Source organism: Gloeomargarita sp. SKYB120 (assembly GCA_025062155.1).
Taxonomy (GTDB): domain Bacteria; phylum Cyanobacteriota; class Cyanobacteriia; order Gloeomargaritales; family Gloeomargaritaceae; genus Gloeomargarita.
This window is the reverse complement of record JANXAM010000021.1, coordinates 1-17,686: the sequence shown is the minus strand read 5'-3', so window position 1 is coordinate 17,686 and position 17,686 is coordinate 1. Positions and strand designations below refer to the sequence as shown.

Sequence of the window (17,686 nt, the reverse complement as noted above, 5' to 3'; positions counted from 1 at the left end):
GGCGTTAGCCGGGAAGGTTCTTACGATACACTAAGCAGTACGCAGCCGATTGCCATTGCCCCACCATGACCGAGCGTTTACCCCCCCAGTACCAACCCCATACGACGGAACCCCACTGGCAAGCCTATTGGGAAACGCACCAGGTGTTTGTGGCTGACCCGGATGCGCCGGGGGAACCCTACTGCATTGTCATCCCACCCCCGAATGTCACCGGTAGCCTGCACATGGGTCATGCCTTTGAACATGCCCTGATTGACGTGCTGGTGCGTTATCACCGGATGCGGGGGTACAACACCCTGTGGTTACCAGGGACAGACCACGCCAGCATCGCCGTCAGTACCTTGCTGGATAAAGAATTACAGGCTGAAGGAACCACACGGCACCAGTTGGGACGGGACGCCTACCTGAAACGGGCCTGGCAATGGAAAGAAACGTCGGGGCGGATGATTGTCGAGCAAATCCGTCGCCTGGGGTTGTCGGTGGACTGGACGCGGGAGCGGTTTACAATGGATGCGGGCCTATCGCGGGCGGTCTTGCATGCGTTTGTGCAACTGTACCGGGCGGGTTTGATTTATCGCGGGAAATACCTGGTGAACTGGTGTCCGGCTACCCAATCGGCGGTCTCGGATTTGGAAGTGGAAATGCAAGAGGTGGACGGGCATCTGTGGCATATCCGTTACCCGCTGGCGGAAGGCACTGGCGATGTCGAAGTGGCCACTACCCGTCCCGAGACCATGCTGGGGGATACGGCGGTGGCGGTACATCCAGACGACCCCCGTTACCGGGCGTTGATTGGCCAACAGGTGCGCTTGCCCCTGGTGAACCGGTTGATTCCCATCATCGCCGACGCCAGCGTGGACCCGGAATTTGGCACAGGCTGCGTCAAAGTCACCCCCGCCCACGACCCCAACGACTTTGCCATGGGCCGCCGCCACCAGTTGCCGATGATCAACATCCTGAATCCCGACGGCACGCTGAATGAAAACGCGGGGGCGTTTGCCGGTCAAGACCGGTTTGTGGCGCGCAAAAACGTCGTGGCGGCGTTAGAGGCGCAGGGCTATTTAGTGAAAGTCGAACCCTACCGCCACGCGGTACCCTACAGCGACCGGGGTAAAGTGCCAATTGAACCCCTGCTTTCGACCCAATGGTTTGTGAAGATGGGGCCGCTGGCCGAGCTGGCGCTCCAGGAGTTTGACCAACATCATTCTCCCCGCTTTGTGCCCGAGCGCTGGGGCAAGGTGTACCGGGACTGGCTGGTGAAACTCAACGACTGGTGCATCTCGCGGCAGTTGTGGTGGGGCCACCGGATTCCCGCTTGGTACGTAGTGGCACAGACGGGTGGAGTGATAACCGATGAGACGCCGTTTGTTGTCGCGGAAACCGAAGCAGAAGCCTATCGCCTGGCGCGGGAGCAATTTGGCCCTGATGTGGTCCTAGAGCAAGACCCGGATGTGCTGGACACCTGGTTTTCGTCGGGGTTGTGGCCGTTTTCCACCTTGGGCTGGCCGGACGAGACCCCCGACTACCGCCGCTATTACCCCACAACGGTGCTGGTCACGGGCTTTGACATTATCTTTTTCTGGGTGGCCCGCATGACCATGCTGGGGCGCTATTTCACCGGCAAGATTCCCTTCCAGACGGTCTATATCCACGGGCTGGTGCGGGATGAAAACAACAAAAAAATGTCCAAATCGGCAGGCAACGGCATTGACCCCCTGCTGCTGATTGACAAGTATGGAGTAGACGCCCTGCGCTTTGCCCTGGTGAAAGAGGTGGTGGGGGCGGGTCAAGACATTCGCCTGGACTACAACCGCAAGACGGACGAATCCCCCACGGTGGAAGCGGCGCGCAACTTTGCCAACAAAATCTGGAACGCGGCGCGGTTTGTGTTGATGTACCTGGAGGGACAGACGCCGGCGCAACTCCCGCTCAACGCCGCCGATGCCGAACTGGGAGACCGGTGGATTCTCTCGCGCCATCACCACACGATGGCCCAGGTTAACCGCCAGTTGCAGGAATTTCAGCTAGGGGAGGCGGCCAAGACCCTGTATGAGTACATCTGGGGGGACTTTTGCGACTGGTACATCGAGCTGGTGAAACCCCGCCTGCAAGCGGAGCACCATCCCACCCGCCCAGTGGCCCAGGGGATTTTGGCACACCTGCTGGCGGACATCACCAAACTGTTACATCCCTTTATGCCCCATATCACCGAGGCCATCTGGCACAGCCTGGTGCAACCAGAAGCAGGCGCGAGTTTAGCCCGGCAACCCTATCCCCAAGCGGACGCCGCGTACATGGACCCCCAGCTAGAGGCCGATTTCGCCCTGGTGATGCAAATTATTCGCACCATTCGCCACCTGCGGGCGATTGCTGAGATCAAACCGGGTGTGAAGGTGCCGGTGCTGCTGCAAACCCAGTCGGCCCACGAAGAGGCGATTATCGAAGCCAGTCAACCCTACATCTGCGACTTGGCCAAGGTGCAACCGCTCACCTGGGGTCGCGAGTTCACGTCGCAACGGCAAACCCTGGTGGGCATCAGCGGCACGGTGCAGGTGCTGTTGCCGTTGGCGGGACTGGTGGATGTGGGGCTGCTGCGGGCCAAGATTGAGCGAGATTTGCAGAAAATCCAGGCCCAGGCAACGGGGTTGGCGGCTCGCTTGGCAAACCCAAATTTTATCGCTAAGGCCGCTCCCGAGGTGGTGCAAACCCATCAGGCCCAGTTGGCGGAACTCCAGCAGCAGATGGAGTTGCTCCAGGCGCGACTGCAACAGATTGCCTAGCTAGGGTATAGTAGAGTACGGCATCCATCGGGAACTTGGCCTTGCCTGCGACGTTTGACCCACCCAAGATAGACGAATTTCTCGCTGAACTTGCCGCTATCCAGCAAACGGGTCCTAAACGGATTGCGCTGCTCGGTTCCCGCCATGTGCCCATTACTCACCAGTACTTGATTGAGTTATTGGCCTACGCGCTGGTGCTGGCGGGCAATCGTATCCTGACATCGGGCGCCACCGGGGTGAATGCGGCGGTGATTCGCGGGGCCATGCGCGCCGACCCCAATTTGCTCACTGTCATCCTGCCCCAGAGCTTGAGCAAACAGCCGCCCGAATCGCAGGAGCAACTCAAGCAGGTGATTCACCTGGTGGAAAAGCCCGAAAATGACCATCTCTCGCTGGCCGAAGCCAGTACCTTGTGCAATAGTGAAATTGTTTCCCGTTGCCAGCAGTTGGTGTGTTTTGCATTTCACGACAGCCACACCCTGATGATGACCTGCCGGGAGGCGGAAGAACAGCGCAAGATTGTCACCCTGTTTTATTTCGATTGACGCACGCATGGAGAACCCCCTGCGCCAAGACCTGGCCTGGCTGGCAAAGGTGCTGGTTCTGGCGGGGGCGCTCAGTGTCGGGATTAAACTTCTAGGCCGCTCTGTTACCTTGACGACGCCGCCGGTGTGGGTGCCTGTGACCGTGGTGCTGGGGACAATGCTCGGGGCGGTGGTGATTTTGACATGGCTGGTTTGGCGTGATACCCACCGGCCAGCGTCAACACACAGGTCATCCGGGGACGCGGCGCACAGGCAACACCCGCCACCCGAAACAACGGATTGAGCAGATTGCTGCGGTTGGGGCGCTGGGGCTGGCCGTCGTCTATCAGCCAATGGGCGACAATCACGCGGGCGTCCGTGAATCCTTGGCTGCGACAGGCGCTGGCCAGACCTTCCCATTGCCCATAGCGCTGCAACTGTGCGGCAAGGGAGAGCGCCGTTATGTCCTGGGGGACTAACGCCACTGCCGCCTTTGCCAATGCCGTCACCGGGCGCAGGACGGGCAACGGTTGCACTTGTTGGAGCCAAGCTTGGGCGGCTAGTAATCCCGGGAGACCTTCACGGGTGCGTTGGGCGGGTTGACCCGGCGGTTGCCAGCGCTTGCCCCGGTAATAGGCACGCCAAACACCCAAACGGTCGGCATAACCAGGGGGGTCCCGGCGCAGTTGGTTTACTTCGGTCAAAATGGCGCGGGCTAATTTCGCTTCTGGACGCACTGGTTGCGCTGCCGCGACCCCACCGCTGAGCACGGCCAGGACGCTAATTTTGATACAGTAGAGCCGCAGTCCCATTTCCACCGGCCATGCGTCTATTGGTCAGCAACGATGATGGCATTTTTGCCCCAGGCCTACGGGCCTTAGCCAATACCCTAGCGCAGGCGGGTCATCAGGTCACGGTGGTCGCCCCGGACCGCGAACGTTCCGCCACCGGGCACGGCCTGACCATGCACAAACCGATTCGCGTGGAACCCGTCACCGGTTTTTTCCATGACACTGTGACCGCCTGGGCCTGCACGGGCACGCCGGCAGACTGCGTGAAATTGGCCCTGGGTTGCCTGCTTGACCACCCCCCCGACCTGGTGGTGGCTGGCATTAATCAAGGGCAAAATCTGGGCACCGACATTCTCTACTCCGGCACCGTGTCGGCGGCCATGGAAGGCGTGATCGAAAATATCCCTGGCGTTGCGTTCAGTCTCGCCAGCTACACGCAACCCGAATTTGGGGTGGCCAGCCGTTTCGCCCGCGCCTTGGTCCATCACCTGGAACAACACCCCTTGCCGGTGGCGCTCCTGCTCAACGTGAATATCCCCGCTGTCAGCGCCCAGGAGATTGCTGGGATTTGCATTACTCGTCAAGGTGTGCGCCGTTACTGCGACCAGTTTGACCAGCGCACCGACCCCCGGGGACGCACCTACTACTGGTTGGCCGGCACCGCCATTGAAGAGGAACCGGAACCCCCAGCCGACACCCCGATGCACCACTGGCCCACGGATGTCGCCACTGTCAAAAGTAATAAAATTAGCATTACGCCATTGCAGTACAATCTCACGCATCCGGCGGGCTTGACCACGTTAGCCGACTGGCCGGGCTGGACCGACGGTTTATACTGGCTAAAGGATTGAGGAACGGGCGGGTGTTTTGGAAAGGTTTGTTTGCGGGTACGGTTGGCACCGAAGCGCCGGCGGGGGTTGCCGAACACGAGGTGTTGATCACGGAGTGGACGACCCCCAAGGGTGAGCGACTGCCGATTTATTTCAGCACCACCCGCGAGATTGATGTGTATGCCTTGGAGGCTTTGTGCGATGCGGTGGGCTGGGCCAAACGCCCCCTGCGCAAAGTCCGCAAAGCCCTGGCGTGCAGTTTTCTGGTGGGGTCCCTGTGGCTGGAGAAACAACCGCAACGCCGCCTGATTGGCTTTGCCCGCGCTACATCTGACCATGCCTTTAACGCCACGATTTGGGATGTGGTGATTCACCCGGAATTTCAGGGCAAGGGATTGGGCAAGGCTCTGATGCGGCAAATGATCCGGGAGCTGCGCCAGCAAGAAATCAGCAATATCACTTTGTTTGCCGACCCCCACGTGGTGTCTTTTTACGAAGAGCTGGGGTTCCACGCCGACCCTGAAGGCATCAAGGGGATGTTCTGGTATCCCAGTTAAGCGCCTAGGGCCGCCAGTTCCGCATCCTGAAGCGTGCGACCGGTCGCCGCCAGGTACACATCGTCCAGGCTGGGTTGAGACTGCATGATACTGAAAACCGGCAACCCCAGCGCCATCACCTTGTCCTGGAGGATGGTCAAGCTGTCGGGGATGGGGCGAATCACCAGATTCAACGAATTCCCCTGGGCGGTATTGATGATCACCCGCTGGACAAAATCCAGTTGTTGTAAGGCGTCGCGCACCTGTTCGGCTTCGTCCCTGGGGGTGAATTCCCGCACTCTAAGCGTCACCCGTTCCCCGCCAAGCGCGGCTTTGAGCGCAGCTGGGGTATCGCAGGCAATCAACGTCCCCTGGTCGAGAATCGCCACCCGGTCCGCTAAGGCGTCCACTTCTTCCAGGTAATGGCTAGTGAGAAACACGGTCGTTCCCTGGCGGCGAACTGTGCGCAAGAAGTCCCAGACCACCGTACGGCTTTCGATGTCTAGGCCTACTGTCGGTTCATCCAGCACCAGGACCTCCGGTTGATGCAGCAGGGCCATCGCCAAGTCCAGGCGTTTTTTCATCCCGCCGGAATAGCCCCCCGTGCGCCGGTCCAGCCAGTCCTGGAGTCCCAGCAGCTCCGTGACTTCAGCAATGCGTTGGCGGGCCACCGATGGGGGTAGATGGTAGATATCGGCGTGCAGTTGCAGTAGCTCCCGCCCGGTCAACACTTTGTCCAGCGCCAGTTCCTGGGCCACGTAACCGAGTTTTTGCCGTACTTGTCGGGGATATTCGGCAACCGACAGGCCGGCGACATAAATTTCCCCCTGGTCGGGGCGGCTGAGGGTACACAAGCAGCGAATCAAGGTGGTTTTGCCAGCTCCGTTGGGCCCCAGCAGTCCAAAAATTTCTCCCGCCGGCACCGTGAAGGAGACCCCCCGCAGCGCCTGCACGGCACCATAACTTTTGTGGACGTTGTGAATATCAATCAGCGCCATGGTTCACCCAGCAACGCTGTCCGTTCCCACTATAGCTAAAACTGCTTGCTGTACTCGATAAGCAAGCGGTGATCCCGGTCGGACGACAAGGACCCCCGGATGCGCAACTGGTCGTTGATGCGGTAGGCCAAGGTTGCCTGGAACAGGTTCGGGTCGCTCACCGCATTGCCCACACTGGTGAACATCTGCAAAAAGGACGCAGAAAACCGGTGAATGTCTAACCGCACTTCGCCCCCCAGTGCTAGGGCCGATTCTTGCAGGTTGTGACTGCGGTCGGGGGGGACAGGCAGCACCGTCGGGAAAAAGCGCCAAGAGATACCGCCGAAATCCGTTTCATGGGCGCGGGAAATTTGGTTGAGCAAGGTTTGCCCAGCCACCGCTGTTAAGAACAACGGGGCGGCGTCGTTGCCAGACCGTCCCGAAAACCCCCCCAGCAGGGCAATGATTTGCTCCTGAGTGCGCCGGGGACTGCTAGTCAGTTCCAACCCCTGGGGCAACCGGCTCACCCGGCCATTAATGCTGGCCTGTACCCGCACTGTCTCCAAGCCCTGCACCCGTTCCCCCACCGCAATCGGCACTTCGTTGGGGAAACGTCCCCGTCGCTGGAGCGCGAGGTTGTCTAACTGGTTCGCCCCTTGGGTCACAGTCGAGGTCAAGCGCAGGTCGAGTTCGGGGTCAAAGCCGTAGCGGGGGTCAAACACCACGCGATTGTGGTGGGTGCGGTCGAGCCGGAAGCGCGTGAGAAACAAATTCACTTCCCCCCGCGGCAGCGCCAACGTGCCCTGGGGCTGGGGCTGGGTCACGGGACCATTCAGGGTGAGGGTGCCTTGCGCCACGACATCCAGATTCGGCTGGCGAACAACTTGCAGATTTTGCCCGAGCCGGATTTGCAAGTTCCGAAACTCAGCAGGGATGTGACTGGGCATCCGGGATTGGCCTTTGGTTGCTCCCCCTAAGACTGCGTCTGAGATAAACAACCGTCCCTGGCTCAGGTCAATCACCCCGCCCACTACCGGTTTTTGCGCCGTGCCGGTGAGGGTCAACGTGGCGCTGGCCTGCCCTTCATACACATCTTTTTGCTGGATACGGGCCGGCAGTAACGCGAGGGTTAAGGGGCGACGGTGGTCAGGGTCATCGGCGCTCAAGGGTTGACTAATCGGTAAAACACCGTTGAGGGTCAGCGTGCCGCCATTTACTTGCGCTTGCAGGTCCTGGACCGCTAGCCGGTCTCCCAAAAAGCGAATTTCCCCGGTCAGAGCCTGCACGGGTTCAGCCAGGCCGTTCACTGCCACCCGCGCCCCCTGGAATTGCGCCCGCCCGCGGACACGGGGTTCCCGCCACGTCCCGGTCACGTCCATCTGCACTTCTCCAGCACCGCCGAGCCACTGCACCCAGGGCGTCAAACTGTTGACCAGCCGTAACCCGCTGTCCCGTACTTGTACGTTTAAGGCCATCTGGTCGCTGCTGGGTTTGACGGTACTCCCTGGCCACACCCACGGCAACGTGCCACTGGCGCGCACGGGTTCCACGGCTACCGTATCTCGGAGTTGCAGTTCCGACCCAAAGCGCAATTGCCCCTGACCATAGCTGAAACTGGTGCGGGCGGTTTCAATCGGCGTGTCGTACCAGGTGCCGTCTTGGATCGTGATTTCTCCTTTGGCTTGGGGGTTGGCTAGACTACCCGCCAGCGTGGCACTGCCACTGATCCACCCCGTTGGGTCACCCGGAATTGGCAATAGACGGGTGAAATAGGTCACCGGCAAGCGCGTCACGATAAGCTGCCCCCGTTGCTGCGCTCCACCCACCGAGCCGCTAAACAAAAGCTGGCCGTCCCCCTGCACCAGTTGCAACGGCTCCAGCGTCCATTTGCCGTTTTGTAAGGTGCCTTCGTAACGCCCTTGCACCGTCAAGCGTTCGGCCCGGTACGGTCCCCAGACCCAATCCCGACCCTGAATGGCAAACGTCGCCGTTAGTTCCCCCCGGTGATTGCCGGTGAGTGTGGCCTGACCCCGCCAGCGCCCTTGCAATTCGCGGACATCCGGCAGCCCCAACGCCTGCTGCTGCTCAGCGATGTACTGCTGTACCTGCTGTTGCACCTGCTCGAACAGCGCCAGTTGAGCATCGAGCGGTCCACCGGGTTGACCCACCGGCGTCACCGTCAAATCGGCAGCCCCCGTTGGTTTGCCCGTCAACAGCGCAGGCGCCAAGTCTTGCACCACCGCATCCACCGCTTCGACCTGGGCTTGCCATCGCCAGTGGGGTCGCAATTGCGCCTGGCCGCTGAAGCGATACCGGCTGCGGTACTGGTGCAATTCGCCGTCAGTCAGTTGCAATTCCCCTTGGTGCCACCGGAACTGCCCCCCTAATTTCGTTGCCACCAGATTGCCCAAACGGGCCTGCTCCACCTGGAGTTGGCCAACGGCCCGCTGTTGCCGGTGGTCCCAGAGCGCCGCACCCTGTAAAGACCCCTGGAGCAACCCATTGCTGAACAGGGTCAACGGCACCCCCCGGAAATTGAGCGCCAAGCGCCCGTCGCGACCCTGCCCCTGGATGAGCGCCGACCCCCGCTGCACGGTCAACGACTGGGGAATCATGCCCGGCGGCCAAGTCACAGCAATCCGGTCGGCAACGCCCTGGACAGCAAACCGCAGTTCGCCTGTGGGCGTCCGAATCAACTGCCCCCGCAAGTACGGCTCGAACTGCCAGTGGTTCAGCCGCAACCCCGCCAGCACCACATCTCCCTGCACCTGGGGTTGCGTCAGCGTTCCCGTCAACCGCCCCTGAAAATCCACTTCCCCCCGCAACGCTAATTCCGGCGGCAAAGCCAACGGTAACTGCTTCAGGTCGTACTGTTGGACCTGCACGTGCAAGTCAGCGCGACCGGTGCGGGTGTCGAGCGTCCCCTGGGCGTGTAACCCTTCTCCGGCTGCCTGCAACTGCAGTTGTTCCTTTTGCCACTGGATGCGGCCCCGCAGTGGTACTGTTGCTTGCGCAGCGCGAAAATCCAGGTTCACTTGGGGTTGTTGCACCGTTCCCTGAAGGCGGCCCTGGAGCGTCACCGTACCGATACGCACGGGCAAGGGTTTCCCGGTCCAGAGTTGCTCCGCCTGTGCTTGTCCTTGGAACTGGAACGCTAGGCGTTGTTGCCGGTCCATGCGCCCGCTGCCTTGGAATTGCGCGCCGGGAAGTTGCACCCGAAACCGGGGAATATCTAGCCCGGCTGGAGTGACGACCATATCCGCTGTCGCCTGCTCCACCTGAGTTTGGGCTAATCGGAGTCCCCCAACCGTCGTCAACTGTCCCCGGATGTAGGGTTGGGCAAGGGCGCCCCGCACGACCCAACGAGAGATCACCTGTCCCCGCACCGGCGTTGACCAGCCCACCAGCGCACCCATTCGTTCTAAAGCCACAGGCGGTACCTGGGCCGTTAGGTCATAGCCCTGTTGAAAATGCACCGTCCCGGTCACAGCCGCCGCCACACCCGCCCACTGGAGTTGTCCTTGGGTCACGCGCACTGCTTCAGGGGTGAGGTGCAAGCGGGCATTTAACTGCGGCGCGACAGTCGGCCATTGGGACGAATGCACCACCCATCCCTGCAACTGCACTGGCCCGGTGACGTGGGGACGTTGACCAGGTTGCCACTGAACTGCCAGGTCGCTGCTGATGCGTCCCTGGGACACCCGCGCTGGTAGCGATACATACCCGGCGACTAGCTCCTGCACCGGTGTTGCCGGTATATCGCGGGTCTGGATTTGGGCGGTTAACGTCTGGTTGTGGGTCTGCCAGTGCCCAGCGAATCGCACCTGCCCGGCTCCTGGCGTTATGGCCTGGCCTTGAAATGCCCATTGATTGGCATCAGAGCGGATACGGGCCTGGAACTGTTCATAGGTTTGCGCCCGTCGGCTGGCCCACGGCACCAAGGTAACCCGTCCGCCTTCCCAACTTACCTGCGTAATTTGCACATCAGCGGCCTGGGGTTGCGTCGCTACATTGACACTCAGGCGCAGCCAGCGACGGTCTGCGGACTGATGTAACACCACTTCTGGTTGGCGCAGATGAACCTGTATATCCAAGCGGCGTCGTTGCACCCACTGCCAGGGTTGAAACCGCACATCAATCGCTTGCAATCTGAGATAGTTGGGGTCCGTGGGCGTCGCCGGAATTTCCGAAGCCCCGAAGCGCACGCCTGTCCAACCGAAGCGTTCCAGCTGCCCCAATCGCACCGGCCGGTTCAAAGTCCGGGTCAATTTCTGGGCAATCAAAGGAGCAAGCTGTTCACGAACCAAGTAATTGGCCCCCCACCCCAAGCCACCGGCCGTTCCCAGAACAACCACGCCCCCGAGCCACCAACGCTGGTGTTTCCGCTTCACACGCTGGGCCACTGTTTTGGCAAAGGGAAGTAATCCGATCAGCATGGGCCGAGCCTTCGGGGGCTGTGGGTACTAGAGTTAACCATAGCGGATTTATCTGGACATTGCCCAAGACGCCTAGGACTAGAGGGAGGTTCCTGGCTTCTCTCGCGGTCGAATTTGTGTAAAATGTCAGCAAGGGGGGCGGCTTTAGGGGTTTTTGCGGTTGCATTTTTGTGAAACATTCCTGTGGGCTACACCGACTAGCCGGCGTTTCACCGGAGCATTGACTCCATGAGTGTCCCGAATCTCTTACAACTGGCGCGCCAGGGAGACCCAGAGGCCATTGCCGTTCTCATGACCCAAGCCCTGGCATCGCGGGGGATTACTGCCCAAGCGAAACTTCGGCAGGGCTGCCTCGAGGTCGTTCTCACGAGCCGAGACACACCTGACCAGCGGCATTGCTTGCAGGTGATTCGCCAAGGATTGTTGCGGCTGGAGGTGCCCACCATTCGCACGGTGAAGGTCTATGCGCTGCGGGTGGGGGAGGCGTTCCCCGACTGGATGGAGGTGTTTGGTTTGGACACCACCCCCCTTCCGGCGGAACGGTCAACCCCTGTTCTCCCTGGCCCCCACGCCGAAATCAAGGAAGGCGTGTATATCCCCGCTAGCCCGTTGCACCTGACCAGCGATGAGGTGGATATTCCCCTGGAGACCTACGCTGAAGAACTGTTGCGGCGCTACCAAAAGGGAGTGCGGGACTTTACGGGTGTCAAGTTGATCCAGGTGTCGCTGATTGATGCCGTCCTTGATGAAATTGTTCTCCGAGATGCGGATTTGAGCCGGGCGGTGCTGCGGCGCATCAAGATGCGGGGGGCTATTCTCCAAAACGCCAACTTCTCCGGCGCCAATCTCATCGAGGCCGACCTGACGGAAGCGGATTTGACCGGTGCCCACTTTGGCTGTATGCGGTTAGGGGGTCAGGCAGTGAACAACTTGGTGGGTGCGTCAGTTCCGATCAGCACCAACTTAAAACGGGCTATTCTGGTGCGAGCCAACCTCACGAATGCCGACTTGAGCCGGGCGGTTTTGGAACAGGCCCGGTTTGACGAGGCCAACTTAACTGGAGCGATCCTCACGCGGGCTAATGCCAAGGTGGGCTCGTTTGTAGGTTGCACCTTCAACCGGGCGGATTTGAGCTGGGCCACCTTTGACGGGGCTAACTTTACCGATGCCAATCTCAGCCGCGTAAACCTGAAACGGGCGAGTTTAGTGGGGGCGGATTTGAGCCGCGCTAACCTGTGGCATGCAGATTTGACTGAAGCCAACCTTCGCCACGCCAACCTCAACCGGGCGAATCTTACAGGGGCTAAGCTCGTGGGTACCCAGATGCCGGATGGACGGGTGATGATGGACAGGCGGTACTTAGGCGGTTGAATCTCTAGAGGTCGTCGTCATCAAAGTTCCCCGTATTATCCCACTCGCGGTCAGAGGCGTCCGGACGGGCACGACGAGGCGGATACTGGGGCCGGGGACGCCGTGACCGTGTCACCATCGCTGTCTCTTCGGCGCTCGATTCACTGGGGCGGTAGCGAGACGCAGTCTCTTCCTGAATCGAAGCTCGGGGAGACTGGGGCAATTCCGCTTCCCATTCATCCACCGAGTCAATCACCACGTCGCGGCGTCGTTGCCGGGAGCGGACAGGTTCGGTATAAGCCTCCCGTCGGTAGGTTGCCGGTTCCCGGTGGGGTTCGCGGGGTTGGCGTGGCGGTATCTCCCGCGAGCGGGCTAGGGGACTCTTCGCGCGCAGAACCAAATTTTCCCAGGTCAACGCAATCAAGGCGCCAATCAGCAACACCTGCTGGAAAATCAACCCAAAGTTCAAAAGGTTGAAATCAATGATGAGGATCAGGCCGCTGATGAGAGCAATCAAGGCATAGACAATGTCCGAATCCCGACGCAGCGCTGGCCGTAGCCGCCCTAGGAAAAACAAAAATACGCCACCCACGATTAAAACGATGCCCAAAAAGACAGGGGCGGGAAAACCAGTACCCACAGGCGACTCCTTGTTACCAACCTTGACCCTATTCTAGCGGCGACGACTCAGGACGACCGCCGGATTTTATCCTTCTGACTGACAAACAGCAGCGCCGCCGTCACGGGAATCACCACCACCACCAGACCGGCCAGCAGACTGTAGAAGAAATTAAGCAAACTTGGCGTCATAGACCTGAACGCATCAACGGTTGCTCTAGTTATCTTAACGTAATTGGGAAAACCTACGGCGCCGACCGCAAATTGGGCAAACGCGCCCCTTTGAAGTTGGCCCCATCCAGCGTTGCGGTCAAGCGGGCCTCCCGCAGGTCAGCTTCACTAAAATCGGCCCCCTCGAGCAGGGCTTCCATCAAGTCCGCCTGGTGGAGAACCGCACGGCTGAGGTTAGCGCCCCGCAGGTCGGCTCGGTGCAGGTTCACCCGCGTCAGTTCCCGCCGGCTAAGGTCCACCCCCTGGAGATTGCACGCGGACAAGTCGGCGCGGTGGAGCTTGGCATCCGTGAGCAGGGTCATACGCAGGTCCGTGCCGGCTAGGTTGGCGCCCGTCAAGTCGGCGTTGGTTAGATTGGCTCCCCACAGTTGGGCACCCCGCAGGTCGGCTCCCGTCAGAATGGCGCCGCTTAGATTCGCCCGAGTCAAATTCACCCGCCGCAGGTCGGCATCCGATAGATTGCAATCGGTCAACACCGCCGAACTCAAGTCGGTCCAGCCGTCACCCCCCTGTAAATCGGCTCCCTGGAGCGTAGCCCGGTTCAACACCGCTGCACTCAAACAGGCTTGCCGCAGGCACACACGTCCCAATTCCGCTCCGGTCAGGTCAGCTCGGATTAGGTTGGCGCCCGTCAAGTCGGCCCGGTACAGGTCAGCTCGGGTGAGGTTGCTGCCGGTCAAGTCAGCGCTCCGCAAATTCGCTTGGGTCAAGATCACCCCGTTTAGTTCGCCGCGAGACAGGACAGCACCCGCCAGGTTGGCTTCTCCCAGATCAGCACCGGCCAACTGCACCCGCGCTAGGTATGCTCCTTGCAGGTCCGCTTTGCGCAGGTTACTGCCAGGCAGCGTTGCACCGTTTAAGCTCGCCTGACGCAGGTTACTGTCAGTTAAATTCGCCTCAGTTAGGTTAGCGCCGTCCAACTGGGCTTGAAACAAGCTTGCTCGCGTCAGGTTCGCCTCTACCAGGTTCGCCCCCCGCAAATCCGCTTCACTCAGATTGGCCTGCTTGAGATTGACCCGCACCAGTTCCGCATGGCGGAGATTGGCCTGCACCAGATTCACCCCAAGCAATTGGCTGTAACATAGGTAGGCTCCCTGAAGATTCGCCCGCGCCAGAAAGGCTTCGTTAAGGATCATCCCCTCCAACAGTTGCCCCGCCAGTTGCACCTGGGGGAACGAGCGTTTACCGGCGTTGTAGGCCTCCTGCAACTCTAAGGGGGTCAGCATTGCCGCAGCTGCTCAGCGCTCATGTCCATTATCATGCCTGGAACAGTGCTTGACAGGAGGCCCAGGTTGCCCTAAGCATCCGGCCAAAACAAAACCCCCTGAACCTAGGGTCCAGAGGGTCTTGGGGAAGCTTTTCCTGGCATCGTGCTATTTTCGCAGGCAGTTGCCCACCTACTATCGTCGCCGCTGCGGCGTTTCACCTCCGAGTTCGGGATGGATCGGCGTGGTTCCACCGCGCCATAGACACCAGGAAAGAGTCTGTCTGAACACCCAAACCCTGAAAACTGCATAGGGATAGATAGTCACCCACCAACGGACAAGTGATGCGGTCTGTTAGGACATCTCGGCTGAACGCATTACTGCGCTTACACCTGATGCCTATTGACAGGTCATCTACCTGTGACCTAGGAGCACTCATCTTGGGGTGGGCTTCCCACTTAGATGCTTTCAGCGGTTATCCACTCCGCACATGGCTACCCTGCGTTTACCGTTGGCACGATAACAGGTACACCAGCGGTGCGTTCCTCCCGGTCCTCTCGTACTAAGGAGGACTCCCCTCAATGCTCCAACGCCTGTACCGGATATGGACCGAACTGTCTCACGCATGAACCCCCGTATCACTACGGGCATGGACTATATCTTCATCCTGGCTCTCACCCAACTAACGAGCACAGGAGCCGACGTTTGAACACCCTGACCAGCAGGGCTTCTCGACTTACGCTTGGGGGTTGACCAAGCCTAGGTCTCAGTCTCTACGGGATTAGGATGTGCCGTACTCTCATAAACTCCTCCACCTGGCTGGACTTAATCGAGCGCCGCTTCGAGTCATTCAGCTCCTCAAAGCGGTCTACCTTGCGCGCCAAGTGCAGAAAGTCTTGAGGCGACAATCGGGCCGAGTGCTTCAACTCCGCCACGATTTCCAGCACCAAGTCACACTGCGGTTGCTTAAGGCGAATATAGGGGCGCAGTTTCTGCAACACCTGCTCCACTGCGCGAATTTCCACCACGCTATACTCGCTCATCCCATCCTTGCGTTCCCGAATCTGGCCCACCCCTAACACCGATTGCAGCCATTCCAGGAACGCCCGATGCTTCCGTTTTTGGAAGAAGGTGATACTGGGTCGTATCTGGTAGCCCAACCGGTAATCCTTACGGCGCACCAGTTGGACATTGATACACCCATCCCCATCCAAAAACCCCGCAATGTAACTCCACACCTCTGGACTAGCCATGGTACGGGCATCCTACTTACCCTCGGTATAGCCTTGTCCAGGCGTTCGGTGACCTCGACAAGGTTCTACCGATTTTAGTCGGTTTGCTGCTCCACATCACTGTGGAGTGACGCAGTGAGTCTACGTTCTGAACCCAGCTCACGTACCGCTTTAATGGGCGAACAGCCCAACCCTTGGGACCGACTACAGCCCCAGGTTGCGATGAGCCGACATCGAGGTGCCAAACCTCCCCGTCGATGTGGACTCTTGGGGGAGATCAGCCTGTTATCCCTAGAGTAACTTTTATCCGTTGAGCGACGGCCTTTCCACGCAGCACCGTCGGATCACTAAGGCCGACTTTCGTCCCTGCTCGACTTGTAGGTCTCGCAGTCAAGCTCCCTTCTGCCTTTGCACTCTCCGGCTGATTTCCGACCAGCCTGAGGGAACCTTTGCGCGCCTCCGTTACCTTTTAGGAGGCGACCGCCCCAGTCAAACTGCCCACCTGAAACTGTCCCCTGCCCGGCTCACGGGTCAAGGTTAGAATCTCAGCCTGCTCAGAGTGGTATTTCACCGTCGGCTCCATGCCCCCCGCAAGGGACACTTCTTCGCCTCCCACCTATCCTACGCAGAGCAAGCCAAAACCCAATTCCAGGCTACAGTAAAGCTTCATAGGGTCTTTCTGTCCAGGTACAGGTAGTCCGCATCTTCACAGACACGTCTATTTCGCCGAGCCTCTCTCCGAGACAGCGCCCAGATCGTTACGCCTTTCGTGCGGGTCGGAACTTACCCGACAAGGAATTTCGCTACCTTAGGACCGTTATAGTTACGGCCGCCGTTCACCGGGGCTTCGGTCGCCAGCGTCGCTTGCGCTAACCGGCTTCCTTAACCTTCCGGCACTGGGCAGGCGTCAGCCCCCATACGTCGTCTTACGACTTAGCGGAGACCTGTGTTTTTGGTAAACAGTCGCCTGGGCCTCTTCACTGCGACCTGCTTGCGCAGGCACCCCTTCTTGCGAACTTACGGGGCCATTTTGCCGAGTTCCTTAGAGAGAGTTAGCTCGCGCCCCTTGGTATCCTCTACCAACCCACCTGTGTCGGTTTCGGGTACAGGCGTGTGCTTAACGGGGTTGGGCTTTTCTCGGAAGTCTGACGTCAGCCACTTCGCCGCCGTAGCGGCTCGGACTCGCGCCTCGGCTCAGGGCGTTTTCGCCGCCCCTCTTCGCGTCGGACACTTGCACGGGTAACCAGCATCCCGCTGGCCTAGCCTCCTTCGTCCCCCATCCCAATCCGCACACGGTACGGGAATATTAACCCGTTGTCCATCGACTACGCCTTTCGGCCTCGCCTTAGGCCCTGACTCACCCGCCGCGGACGAACCTGCCGGCGGAACCCTTGGGTTTCCGGGGCATTGGATTCTCACCAATGTTTTCGCTACTCAAGCCGGCATTCTCACTTCTGAGCAGTCCACACCTGCTTACGCTGATGCTTCACCCCGCTCAGAACGCTCCCCTACCACAGTCGCCTGTCCACAGCTTCGGTACATGGCTTAGTCCCGTTCATTTTCGGCGCAGGAGCGCTTGACCAGTGAGCTATTACGCACTCTTTTAAGGATGGCTGCTTCTAGGCCAACCTCCTGGTTGTCTGAGCACCCCCACCTCCTTTGCCACTTAGCCATGATTTGGGGACCTTAGCTGGTGGTCTGGGCTGTTTCCCTCTCGACGATGAAGCTTATCCCCCACCGTCTCACTAGCTACCTCAACGGCTGGTATTCGGAGTTTGCCTCGATTTGGTACAGCTCTCGCCGCCCGCACCGAAACAGTGCTCTACCCCCAACCGGTACGGTAGCCGCTGCGCCTCAACGCATTTCGGGGAGAACCAGCTAGCTCCGGGTTCGATTGGCATTTCACCCCTAACCACAAGTCATCCGCCGATTTTTCAACATCGGTCGGTTCGGACCTCCACTTGGTGTCACCCAAGCTTCATCCTGCTCATGGTTAGATCACCCGGGTTCGGGTCTGTAAGCCCTGACCAACGCCCTGTTCAGACTCGGTTTCCCTATGGCTTCGCCATTTCCGGCTTAACCCGCCAGGGACTTACAACTCGCCGGCTCATTCTTCAACAGGCACAGGGTCAGCGTCCAAGGCCGCCTCCCCTTGCTTGTGGGCTGACGGTTTCAT

General features: G+C 59.7%; 11 protein-coding genes and 2 rRNA genes. 5 read left to right on the top strand and 8 right to left on the bottom strand.

Annotation, left to right across the window (positions count from 1 at the left end; all coding sequences use genetic code 11):
- Positions 1–65 precede the first annotated feature (65 nt).
- On the top strand, positions 66–2,780 hold the full coding sequence (locus NZ705_08435; protein ID MCS7292978.1) for a valine--tRNA ligase: 2,715 nt from the start codon (positions 66–68) through the stop codon (positions 2,778–2,780).
- A gap of 41 nt (positions 2,781–2,821) precedes the next feature.
- Complete coding sequence (locus NZ705_08430) at positions 2,822–3,325, top strand: hypothetical protein (GenBank protein ID MCS7292977.1); 504 nt, start codon at positions 2,822–2,824, stop codon at positions 3,323–3,325.
- Between the two features lie 104 nt (positions 3,326–3,429).
- Here the strand turns inward: NZ705_08430 and NZ705_08425 are convergent, their stop codons facing one another.
- Entirely contained in the window at positions 3,430–4,116 is a 687-nt protein-coding gene (locus tag NZ705_08425) for a hypothetical protein (GenBank protein ID MCS7292976.1), read from the bottom strand.
- Between the two features lie 11 nt (positions 4,117–4,127).
- Here NZ705_08425 and surE point away from each other — a divergent pair, with 11 nt between their 5' ends.
- Entirely contained in the window at positions 4,128–4,946 is an 819-nt protein-coding gene (gene surE / locus NZ705_08420) for a 5'/3'-nucleotidase SurE (GenBank protein MCS7292975.1), read from the top strand.
- An 11-nt stretch (positions 4,947–4,957) separates the two neighbouring features.
- Positions 4,958–5,482 (top strand): GNAT family N-acetyltransferase, encoded by a 525-nt coding sequence (locus tag NZ705_08415; protein MCS7292974.1) that lies wholly within the window; start codon positions 4,958–4,960, stop codon positions 5,480–5,482.
- Here the strand turns inward: NZ705_08415 and NZ705_08410 are convergent.
- Together NZ705_08410 and NZ705_08405 are read right to left on the bottom strand one after the other, a co-directional pair.
- Positions 5,479–6,459: an ABC transporter ATP-binding protein gene (locus NZ705_08410; GenBank protein MCS7292973.1), complete on the bottom strand. Its 981-nt coding sequence runs from the start codon at positions 6,457–6,459 to the stop codon at positions 5,479–5,481. The two genes, NZ705_08415 and NZ705_08410, sit on opposite strands and share 4 nt — an antisense overlap.
- Positions 6,460–6,494: 35 nt before the next feature.
- Positions 6,495–10,874, bottom strand: coding sequence for a translocation/assembly module TamB domain-containing protein (locus NZ705_08405; GenBank protein ID MCS7292972.1), 4,380 nt, complete (start codon positions 10,872–10,874; stop codon positions 6,495–6,497).
- 228 nt (positions 10,875–11,102) lie between these two features.
- Between NZ705_08405 and NZ705_08400 the strand changes: the two genes are divergently transcribed.
- Positions 11,103–12,245 carry a pentapeptide repeat-containing protein gene (locus tag NZ705_08400; GenBank protein ID MCS7292971.1) on the top strand — a complete coding sequence of 381 codons (1,143 nt, stop codon included), beginning with the start codon at positions 11,103–11,105 and terminating at the stop codon, positions 12,243–12,245.
- A 4-nt stretch (positions 12,246–12,249) separates the two neighbouring features.
- Here NZ705_08400 and NZ705_08395 read toward each other — a convergent pair whose 3' ends face one another.
- The 5 genes from NZ705_08395 to NZ705_08375 form a co-directional block, all read right to left on the bottom strand.
- Positions 12,250–12,864: a Ycf66 family protein gene (locus tag NZ705_08395; protein ID MCS7292970.1), complete on the bottom strand. Its 615-nt coding sequence runs from the start codon at positions 12,862–12,864 to the stop codon at positions 12,250–12,252.
- A gap of 47 nt (positions 12,865–12,911) precedes the next feature.
- Positions 12,912–13,034, bottom strand: coding sequence for a photosystem II reaction center X protein (locus NZ705_08390; protein MCS7292969.1), 123 nt, complete (start codon positions 13,032–13,034; stop codon positions 12,912–12,914).
- Between the two features lie 53 nt (positions 13,035–13,087).
- A complete protein-coding gene (locus NZ705_08385; protein MCS7292968.1) occupies positions 13,088–14,299 on the bottom strand; it encodes a pentapeptide repeat-containing protein in 1,212 nt (403 codons plus the stop codon).
- A 134-nt stretch (positions 14,300–14,433) separates the two neighbouring features.
- A 5S ribosomal RNA gene (gene rrf / locus NZ705_08380) occupies positions 14,434–14,550 on the bottom strand.
- Between the two features lie 61 nt (positions 14,551–14,611).
- Positions 14,612–17,686: ribosomal RNA gene (locus tag NZ705_08375) — 23S ribosomal RNA — on the bottom strand; the annotation flags it as partial.